This is a genomic window from Streptomyces sp. NPDC005574 (assembly GCF_040605435.1).
Classification (GTDB): domain Bacteria; phylum Actinomycetota; class Actinomycetes; order Streptomycetales; family Streptomycetaceae; genus Streptomyces.
In genome coordinates this window covers 57895-67808 of record NZ_JBEXCW010000045.1, presented here as the reverse complement: position 1 = coordinate 67808, position 9914 = coordinate 57895, and the positions used below count along the sequence as shown (strand labels likewise).

Sequence of the window (9914 nt, the reverse complement as noted above, 5' to 3'; positions counted from 1 at the left end):
CTGGAGGCGGATCGGAAGTTCGGGGCACATGTCTTCGACGCGGCCAACGGCGGAGCGCTGCTGTGGCAACACCTCTTCTGGTTCTTCGGCCATCCGGAGGTGTACATCATCGCCCTGCCGTTCTTCGGCATCATCTCCGAAGTGATCCCGGTGTTCTCCCGCAAGCCGATGTTCGGCTACATGGGCCTGATCGCCGCGACCATCTCCATCGCCGGTCTGTCGGTAACCGTGTGGGCCCACCACATGTACGTCACCGGCGGTGTGCTGCTGCCGTTCTTCTCCTTCATGACGTTCCTCATCGCGGTCCCGACCGGCGTGAAGTTCTTCAACTGGATCGGCACCATGTGGAAGGGCAGTCTGTCCTTCGAGACGCCGATGCTGTGGGCGACGGGGTTCCTGCTCACCTTCGTCTTCGGTGGTCTGACCGGAGTCATGCTGGCGTCTCCGCCCCTGGACTTCGCGATCTCCGACTCGTACTTCGTGGTGGCGCACTTCCACTACGTCGTCTTCGGCACCGTCGTCTTCGCGATGTTCTCCGGCTTCCACTTCTGGTGGCCGAAGTTCACCGGCAAGATGCTCGACGAGCGCCTCGGCAAGATCACCTTCTGGACGCTGTTCATCGGCTTCCACGGCACGTTCCTGGTCCAGCACTGGCTGGGTGTGAACGGCATGCAGCGCCGTATCCCCGACTATCTGGCGGTGGAGGGCCTGACCACGCTCAACACGGTGTCGACGATCTTCTCGTTCCTGCTCGGCCTGTCCTTCCTGCCCTTCTTCTACAACGTGTGGAAGACGGCCAGGTACGGCAAGCCGGTCGAGGTCGACGACCCGTGGGGCTACGGCCGCTCGCTGGAGTGGGCGACCTCCTGCCCGCCCCCGCGGCACAACTTCGTCCGGCTGCCGCGGATCCGCAGCGAGTCCCCGGCGTTCGACCTGAACCACCCGGAGACCGGCTCGCAGGACAGGGAGTTGACGCCCGCGTGACCGCCGTCGACAGCCGGGCGCTGCTCAACGACATCGAGGGGCATCTGCTGATCGCCGCCGCCCGCGAGGAGGGACGCAGGGCCGCGACGGACGTCTGCGCTCAGCTCCAGTGGCTGACGGACGCTCAGCGAGCAGAGCTGGAGGGCCGGTTGGAGGCGCAGTACCTGAACCTGGCCCGCACCTCCTGGCAGCGCACGGCGGACCGTGCCCGTGAGGTGCGGGCCGAGTACGAACAGACCTACCGCGGCCTGCGGCGCCGCCTGCTGGCCGGCTGGCTGCTGGCGTGCGCCGCGACCACGGGGGCGCTGCTTCTTCTGCTCTAGTGCCGCGACAGGCAACGGGCGCTACGTCAGCGTCCACTTCTGGTTGTCGCCGCCGTCGCACGACCACAGGTCCAGCGGACTGCCGTTGGTGGTGGCGTTGTTGTAAACGTCCAGGCACAGACCGGCGTTGACGTTGGTGATCGTGCCGTCGCCGTTCACGTTCCACTGCTGGTTGCTCTGGCCGTTGCAGTCCCAGATGACGACCTTGGTGCCGTTGGTCGTACCGAGGTTGTAGGCGTCCAGGCACTTGTTGCCGTACACCACGAGTTCCTTGCGGGAGGTGTACGTCCAGGACTGGTTCCGGCCGCCGTTGCAGTCCCACAGTTCGGCCTGGGTGCCGTTGCCGGTGGTGTTGTCGTAGAGGTCGAGGCAGCGGCCGGACTGCTTGCCGACGGCGAGGGCGCCGTTCGCGCCGGGCAGCGGCCTGACCGTGACGGAGTCGAGCGCCGGGCCGCCGGAGAAGGTGAGCTTGTTCGTGGAGCCCTTGGCCAGGGCGACGGCGACCGACACCGTGCCCGCGCTCGACCCGGTCGGCGGGAAGGACACGGTGGTGGCGTTCTGGCCGTTGACCTGGAGCGCGGCCGTCCGGGCGGTGGTGCCGGTGTTGGTGTAGGACACGTCGACGGTCTTCACGCCGGTGCTGCCCGCGACGACGCCGGTGAAGCTCGCCGTGCCGGTGTACGTGCTGCTCGCCGCCTCGGTGCCGCCGGTCACCGTGAGCAGCACAGAGCCGCCGGCCGGGACGCTGGCGGTGTAGCCGGTGCCGTGACTGCCCAGGTTCGACCGGCTCCACAGGTCACGGACGGTCGCGGAGGCGCCGGTCAGGCCGAGGTCGGCCCAGCGCACGGTGATGTTCCGGGCGGCGGAGGTGCGGTTGAGCAGCACGACCGCGCGCTTGCCGGTGCCGGACAGGACCTTGCCGTAGACCTGTGCGCCGGTGGTGTCCTCGGCGACCTTCACGCCCTGGAGTCCGCGCGTGTCCTGGTCGACGGCGATGACCTCGGGGTTCTTGAGGATCGCCGCGGTCTCCGAGGTGAGGGTCGTCAGGTCGTTGCCGGCGAGCAGCGGGGCGCCGGAGATCGCCCACAGGTTCATGTGGGTGCGGTTCTGGGCGGCGGTGAAGCCGTCCATGCCGACCATCAGCATGTCCGGGTCGTTGAAGTAGCCGGTGTGCTGGGCCGTGGGGTGCAGCGTCTGGTCGAAGTTGGACAGCAGACTGCTCATCGACGGCTTGCTGCCGTAGTAGATGATGTCGGTGCTGGTCCGCCACATCGGGGCCTGGCCCGGCGCCCAGTTCCAGGGGTTCTGGTAGCCCCAGTTGCACACCGAGAGGGTCAGCGGACGGCCGGTGGCCGCCGTGGCCCTGGCGACCGAGTCGCTGACGGCCTGGTAGGTGCTCTTCGCGTCGAGGCCCTCGGCGTCGCCGCCGCACCAGTCGACCTTGACGAAGTCGAAGCCCCACGTGGAGAACTGCCGCATGTCCTGGTCGTAGTGGCCCTCGCTGCCCGAACCGGGAGCGGCGGGGCGGCCGGTGGGGTAGTAGTAGCCGCAGCCGTCCTTGCCGGCGTCGGTGTAGATGCCCGCCTTGAGACGCTTGCTGTGGATGTAGTCGGCGATGGCGGCCATGCCGCCGGGCCACTCGGCGGTGTCGACGGTGATGTTCCCGGCGCTGTCGCGGGTGCCCTGCCACCAGCCCTCGTCGATGTTGATGTACCTGTACCCGGCCTCCGGCAGGCCGGCCGCGACGAACGCGTCGACCTGCTTCTTGATGACGCTGTAGTCGATCCTGGCGGCGAAGCTGTTCCAGGAGGCCCAGCCCATGGGGGCGGTGGGCACGGGTATCTGGCGGGTCGTCGCCGCCTGGGCCGGACCGGGGCCGGCGAACAGCAGCGCCGCGGCCACGGTGAGCACGAGCACCAGGGCGCGGACGGCGGCGGCCCGGGAGCGCCGCAGGTGAGCTCTGGCGGCCGGGCGCGGCGGGGCGGACATGCGGGGGGACATGCGGCTCCTTCATGCGGGGGGGGACCCACCATGAGTTCGTTATTTCGGACATGGATCGGTGCTCCGAACGTGTCGCGGGGCGAACGTAGAACCGCGGGAGGGCAAAGTCAACGGCTGTGACGAGGGTGCACAGCGATGCGAACTCGCCACGCGCGGCGGGTCGTTGCCACGCGGCCGACGGTCGGCGCCGGCACCGGCGCGCGGCCCGCGGCGGAAGGGCTCCGGGGCGGCGGGCGAGGGTCGTCACCGCCGCACGGCCGGGGCAGGTCACGGGTGACGGCCATCGCCGCCGCTCGCACCGGGCGGGCGGAACCCGTCAGGCTCCGGCGGGCCGCCATCCCGGCGGTCGCAGGATCGCCAGCAGCTGCCGGACCAGTTCGTCGACGACCTCGTCGAGGGTCGCGTCCACCCAGCCGGCGTTCCAGTCGTGCAGCAGGCCGTTGACGCTGCCGATGAAGGCCGTGGCGGCGAGCCGGTAGTCGCGGGGCGCCGCCTCGCCCCGCTCGACGGCCGCCGCGGCCTCGGCGCACACCAGGTTCACCCAGCGGGCGCGGCGGGCCAGCCGCTGCTCCTCCAGCCGGGGACTGACGCCGATGATCTCGACGAACGTGATCCGGACCCGGCGCGGATCGGAGGTGACGTTCGCCGCGTACGCCCGGAAGATCGCCGCCGCGCGCTCTGCCAGCGGAACCGGCCCGATGCCGCTCACCGAGGCCAGGACGGCCTGCTCGGCCCATCCGTTCACCTGGAGGTGCAGGGCGGCCAGGACGTCCTCCAGGGTGCGGAACTCCTCGTAGAACTGACGGGTGGACAGACCCGCGGCCTCGCTGAGCGCGGCGACGGTGGTGGAGCGGTAGCCGGGGACGTCTCCGAACAGCTGGAGCGCGGCGTCCAGGAAGCGCCTGCGCCGCTCCGCCTGGCGCTCCTCGGCGGACTTGCCGCCGTAGCGGCCGGTCGCCGCCCTGAGCCTGCCGGTCACCCGCGCCTCCCTCTCTCACCGCCGATCGTCGCACGGATCGGTCCGACAGCCGATTTTGTCCTGTCCGCGGTCTTGTGGAGAAGGCCCCCTCTTCCTTACTTTGCAGTAAGTTCACTCTGAATGCGCTCGTGTTCAGATTCGGCCATGCCGTCTTGGCATGTTCCACTCATGACGCCCCACTCCAGAGGAGAGAGCACTCATGCCTGCTATCAGACCCAGGCACCTTTGCTCCGTAGCCGCCGCCCTCGTCCTGACCCTCACCGCTCCCGCGACCGCCGCGACGGCCGCGGCCCCCGACGCGACGGCCGCCGCCCTGCGCGAGGTGCTGTTCGTCGGGAACAACTGGGACGGCACGGCCGATGTCATCAAGTCGTCCGGTGACTTCGCGAAGGTCGGCCGCATCAACGTCATCCCCGACAAGGACGCGCGGATGGCGGCGATCAACGCCGACCCGATCAAGTGGATCTACTTCATGGCGATCCGCAACGGCGTCGGGGAGGGACACGACCAGTTCGCCGACGACATGTACTCCACGCCGGACGGCAGGTCGGTGGTCGTCTCCCGGCCGAGCTTCGCCGACGTCGTCTCCATCGACCTCGCCACCGGGAACATCAACTGGCGTTTCGCCGTGTCGGGTTACCGCTCGGACCACATGGCCGTCTCCCCCGACGGCACCCGGGTGGCGGTGTCGGCCTCGACCGCCAACACCGTGCACGTCCTCGACATCAACAGCGGCAAGCAGCTGGGCTCGTTCGCCACCGGGGACAAGCCGCACGAGAACATCTTCACCAAGGACGGCAAGTACATCTGGAACATGGCCATCGGTGACGTCAACACCGACCTGGACGACCCGGGCTGGGACTGGACGAAGGGCGACCGGCACATCACGGTCGTGGACGCCACGACCTACAAGCAGGTCAAGGTCATCGACATGCGCTCCCGCCTGGACGCGATCGGCCTGAAGGACTTCTCCGACGCGGTACGGCCCGCGGTGTTCTCCCCGGACGAGTCGAAGCTCTACTTCCAGGTGTCGTTCTTCAACGGCTTCCTGGAGTACGACGTCGCCACCGACAAGATCACCCGGGTGAAGACGCTGCCGAAGAACCCCGCGACCAGCGAGGACCGTACGACCTGGGTCAACGACTCGCGTCACCACGGTCTTTCGATGAGCCCCGACGGCAGCAAGCTGTGTGTCGCCGGCACGATGGACGACTACGCGACGGTCGTCGACCGGGCCACCCTCCAGGAGGGCCCCCTCAACACCGTCTCCAAGCCGTACTGGGCCACCGTCAGCGGGGACGGCAAGGACTGCGTGGTCTCCGAGAGCGGCGCCGACCAGGTGACGGCGATCGACTTCGCCACCGGCAAGAAGACGGTGTCGGTGCCGGTCGGCGACCACCCGCAGCGCGTACGGCTGGGTCACGTGCTGAACAACTGGACCGGCCCGGCGACGAGTTGACGTTCCCGTGCCTCCTGCGCCCGCTCCTCCGCCGGCACCGGTCCGCGACAGCGGCCGGTACCGGCGGGGGTGGCGGGCCGCGGTGTCAGAACTTGGCGGCCGCCCATGCCGCCAGTTCGGACCGGGCCGCGCTCAGCACGCCCGCGGACGGCGAGGCAGCCCCGTTGGTCACCAGCGCGTAGTGCGGCACCCCGGAGTCCTGGTCGGTGAGCAGCAGGCGGCGGCTGCCCGTGCCGCCGGGCTCGCGGGCCGCCGCGATCGGTGTCGAACTCGCGTATGCCGGCGGGTTGTAGGCCGTGCCGAGGTCGGAGACCACCGTCGTGGACGCCGTCGGGAAGGTCGCCGGCAGGTGCAGTTCGGTGGGCGCGGAGCCGGCCCCGGAGCGCCACACCAGGAGCCCGTACTGTCCGGAGCCGACGAGGTTCGCCACGTTCGGCAGTGAACCGGGGACCGGGTTCCAGGTCAGGGTCGTCGAGCCGTCGCGGGAGCGGTCCTCGTAGGTGAAGGCGAGGGTCGAGCCGGAGGTGGCGCTCGGGTAGACGCGGTCGAGGAGCCTGGTGTCCTGACGCAGGACCGCGTTGCCTGAGTCGTCGAGGCGGACGGCCGACAGGTCCTCGTCGTTCCAGGCGTCCCCGGAGGTCAGCACCTTGCCGGCGTTGTCGTTCATCAGCTCGTGGTGTCGCCCGTTGTAGAGGTCCCACTGCCACTGGGTGCCGGACAGGACCGGGCCGGAGCCGGCCGGGGACACCCACCAACTCGCCCCCTTCACACGGGAGTCGAGGGACTGGTACATCGCCTTCAGGACCGTCGGGGCCTTGTCGGCGACGGTGCCCGCGAGCGGGTGGCCGAACTCGCTGACCACGGCCGCCGTTCTGGCCGCGGCGGCCCGGTCGCGGATCGCGCCGAAGTCGCCGGCGTACTGCCCGTCGGACGCCTTGCCCCACATCAGGATGCCGGAGATGGCCTTCTGGTCGTAGAAGTGGGTGTTGAAGACGTACCGGGAGCCGAGCGCGCCCGCGTCGAGGAGGCCGCCCTCCTGCTTCTGCGCGTCGATGTTGGCGTTCCAGAAGAGGTTCGGCTCGACCAGGGCGGGCTTGTCCTGCCAGCCGGCCGCGTCCATCCGGGCCCGGAACCTCACGTAGAAGGGCCACAGCAGGTCACGTTCCCAGGTGCGGCTGGTCTGGCCCGAGTCGTAGGTGCCGGCGAACGGCTCGTTGTACGGGTCGAAGCCGACGACGCCGGCGAACTCCTCGGTGCTCAGGTGCTGCCGGACGTACGTCATGGTCTGCTGGGCGGTCGCCAGGAAGGCGTCCTGGAGGCCGTGGGCCTTGTGCCAGAAGTCGTGCTGGGCCCCCGTGACCGCGCCGTTCTGGGTGATGTTCTGCCCCCAGAAGAGGCAGATGCCGCAGGACTCGTCGGGATAGCCACCGAGGTCCACGGCCCACTTCGGGGCTCCGTCCCCCGTGTACCAGCTGTCGTCGTCGAACAGCCAGCGGGAGTAGAGGTCCTGATGGAAGTCGGGGTAGACGCGGATGCCCGCGTCGAGGAACGCACGCATCTGGTCGGTCGCGGCCGCCAGGTAGGCGGTGTCCACCTGGCCCTGGGCCGGTTCGGCGTAGGCCCAGGAGAGGAGGAACCGCACGGAGTTGCCGCCTCCCAGGGCGCGCAGCGCGGTCGCCGACTTCCTGGCGTCGGCGACGGACGCGAAGGGCAGGCCCTTGTTCTCCGCCAGCTTGGTCTCGCCGGAGACGTTGTAGCCGCGCAGGACGACCTCGCGGCCGTCGCCGTCCACGAAGCGGCCGTTCGACACGGTGAGCGGCGTGCCGTCGAAGGGAAGGGAGTCGGGGAGGGTGGCGGCCGTGGCGGCCGGGGAGCCCGCCACCGTCAGGAAACCGCAGAGTCCGCAGAGGACAACCAGAACAACGAGCAGACGAGCCCGGATATTCGGCATGTCCACTACAGTCGGGCGATTTCACGACACCGTCAATACTTCTGACTCACAGGTAAGTTCCGCACCTTGCAGCTCAGTTGCCCGTCCTGCCGGTCACGTTCAGCAGGTACTCCTTCCGGTCGAGCGGATTGCGGTCGGTGCGCGGACGCTCGGGGACGGCCCCGTGGACGACGGGCGCGTAGTGGTCGAAGGCGCTCTCCCATTCGCCCTCGCCCCGGGTCAGCCCTGGCAGCCGTTGTTCGAGACCGTGCACCAGGGCGGCCGGAACCACCCCCTCCAGCAGACCCGGCCCGTCCCGCGTGCCGGCCGTGCGGGGCACCGCCCGGGACGCGGCGAGCACCGGCAGCAGGGAGCCCAGCGTGTCCGCCGGGGCCTCCACACGGAACCGGTGCATGGGCTCGTACACCCTGGTACCCGCCCGTCGCAGCGCCTCGGTGAGCACGAGTGGGGTCAGTCCGCGGAAGTCGGCGCCCGTGCTGGACATGCTCTTGTCGAAGCCCTGGTGGGCGTGGCTCTGCCGGGGCGAGTAGCCGCAGTGGGTCATGGCGACCGTGCAGTCGGTCACCTGCCAGCCGTGCAGGCCCTGGCCGAGGGTCTCGCGCACGGTGTCCTCGACCGCCTTGAAGAAGGCGTACGGCATGGCGCCGAGCTCCACCTCCAGCCGGAAGTCCACGCCCGCGCCGGGCGGCGCCGGCTCGACGCGCAGGCCGACCGTCGCCAGGAAGGGGTTCGGGTGCTGCTTGATGACCTCGACCGCGGCGCCCGTCCCGGCCGGCCGCTCGACGCACAGAGGCGTGGTCCGGCGGAAGGAGACCCGCAGTCCGAACTCCTCCGCGAGGGTCGCCTGGACGACCTCCTTCTGCACCTCGCCGTAGAGCGACACCGAGATCTCCCGGCGCACCTCGTCGTGCCGCAGTCCGATCAGCGGGTCCTGCTCGGCGAGCCGGGTGAGCGCGAGATGCAGGGCCCGCCGGTCCGTGCCGGGGCCCGCGACGACGACCGTCTCCAGGGTGGGCGGCGCGAAGAGGTGCGCCTCCCGCTTGCGGGGTTCGCCGAGCGCGTCACCGATCCTGACGCCGGTGAGGCCCCACAGCCTGGCGATCCGACCGGCCTGCACCGTGTCGGCTCGGACGTCGTCCCCGTCCTCGAAGACGGAGATCCCGGTGACCCTGCCCTCCGACCTTCCCGGTGCGGCCCCGCGCTCCCGCCGTGCACCCCCTTGCCCGTCCCCGGACTCCTCGCCCAGCGGAACGCGGTCGCGGACGCGCAGCGTGCCGGAGAAGATCCGCGCGTACGCCACCTTCTCCCCCGCGGGACCCCGCTCGACCTTGAACACGGTCCCCGAGAGCGGCCCGCCGGGGTCGCCGCCGGCGGCCGGGAGCAGCGTCCTGATGCCCGCGACCAGCTCGTCCACTCCCGCTCCGGTGGCGGCGGAGCCGAAGTACACGGGGTGCACCAGGCACTCGGCGGTCTGTGCGGCGAGGGCCGCGCCGATCCGCTCGCCGGTGAGGGTTCCCTCGACGTAAGCGGTCAGCAACGCGTCGTCGCGGTCGGCGAGGACGTCGAGCGCGGCCGGGCCCGGTCCCGGGACGAAGCGGGCGGCGGAGGTGCCGAGCGCCTCGGTCGTCCCCATCGGCACGACCGCGGCGGACAGCCGGCCGGCGATCGCCCGCAGGACGCCCTCGTACCGCGCGCCGCGCCGGTCGATCTTGTTGACGAAGACGAGCGTGGGAATGCCGAGCCGCCGCAGGGTCCGCATCAGGACGCGGGTCTGGGCCTGTACGCCCTCGACGGCGGAGACGACCAGGACGGCGCCGTCGAGCACGCCGAGCACACGCTCCACCTCGGCGATGAAGTCGGGGTGCCCCGGGGTGTCGATGAGGTTGACCGTCATGCCGTCGACCGCGAAGGAGACGACGGCGGACTTGATGGTGATGCCGCGCCGACGCTCCAGCGCGAGGGTGTCGGTACGGGTGGTGCCGTCGTCGACCCGGCCGATCTCGTCGGTCACGCCGACCGTGTGCAGCAGGCGTTCGGTCAGGCTGGTCTTGCCCGCGTCGACGTGCGCGAGGATGCCGAGGTTGAGCAGGTGCACGAAGCGTCATGTCCTCTGAAGAGTGGGGGCGTTCCTTCCGGGCGGGACATGGACGGTGCGCGCATGACTGCTCCTGATTCTTCGCGGTGGTTCACCGGTCTTCGCGGTGGTTCACGGTTCTT

7 protein-coding genes are annotated in these 9914 nt (G+C 70.1%); 3 read left to right on the top strand and 4 right to left on the bottom strand.

Going from position 1 to position 9914, the window contains the following annotated elements:
• Positions 1-984 (top strand): cbb3-type cytochrome c oxidase subunit I (locus ABZT03_RS25960; RefSeq protein ID WP_356043185.1); only part of this gene is annotated, 984 nt, incomplete at its 5' end.
• Positions 981-1307 carry a hypothetical protein gene (locus ABZT03_RS25955; protein ID WP_356043183.1) on the top strand — a complete coding sequence of 109 codons (327 nt, stop codon included), beginning with the start codon at positions 981-983 and terminating at the stop codon, positions 1305-1307. The genes ABZT03_RS25960 and ABZT03_RS25955, both read left to right, overlap by 4 nt.
• Positions 1308-1328: 21 nt before the next feature.
• On the opposite strand, the gene ABZT03_RS25950 is transcribed toward ABZT03_RS25955, so the two are convergent.
• On the bottom strand, positions 1329-3308 hold the full coding sequence (locus tag ABZT03_RS25950) for an RICIN domain-containing protein (protein WP_356043180.1): 1980 nt from the start codon (positions 3306-3308) through the stop codon (positions 1329-1331).
• A 316-nt stretch (positions 3309-3624) separates the two neighbouring features.
• Complete coding sequence (locus ABZT03_RS25945) at positions 3625-4287, bottom strand: TetR/AcrR family transcriptional regulator (protein WP_356043177.1); 663 nt, start codon at positions 4285-4287, stop codon at positions 3625-3627.
• Between the two features lie 199 nt (positions 4288-4486).
• On the opposite strand from ABZT03_RS25945, the gene ABZT03_RS25940 reads away from it, so the two are divergent.
• A complete protein-coding gene (locus ABZT03_RS25940; RefSeq protein ID WP_356043174.1) occupies positions 4487-5746 on the top strand; it encodes a YncE family protein in 1260 nt (419 codons plus the stop codon).
• Between the two features lie 85 nt (positions 5747-5831).
• Here the strand turns inward: ABZT03_RS25940 and ABZT03_RS25935 are convergent, their stop codons facing one another.
• Together ABZT03_RS25935 and ABZT03_RS25930 are read right to left on the bottom strand one after the other, a co-directional pair.
• Positions 5832-7697 (bottom strand): cellulase family glycosylhydrolase, encoded by a 1866-nt coding sequence (locus tag ABZT03_RS25935; protein ID WP_356043171.1) that lies wholly within the window; start codon positions 7695-7697, stop codon positions 5832-5834.
• A gap of 73 nt (positions 7698-7770) precedes the next feature.
• Entirely contained in the window at positions 7771-9792 is a 2022-nt protein-coding gene (locus tag ABZT03_RS25930; protein ID WP_356043168.1) for a translation factor GTPase family protein, read from the bottom strand.
• Positions 9793-9914: the final 122 nt, after the last annotated feature.

Excerpts from the sequence above, each read along its gene's own strand:
- ABZT03_RS25950 (WP_356043180.1), bottom strand. The coding sequence starts at position 3,308 with ATGTCCCCCCGCATGTCCGCCCCGCCGCGCCCGGCCGCCAGAGCTCAC.
- ABZT03_RS25935 (WP_356043171.1), bottom strand. The coding sequence starts at position 7,697 with ATGCCGAATATCCGGGCTCGTCTGCTCGTTGTTCTGGTTGTCCTCTGC.
- ABZT03_RS25940 (WP_356043174.1), top strand. The coding sequence starts at position 4,487 with ATGCCTGCTATCAGACCCAGGCACCTTTGCTCCGTAGCCGCCGCCCTC.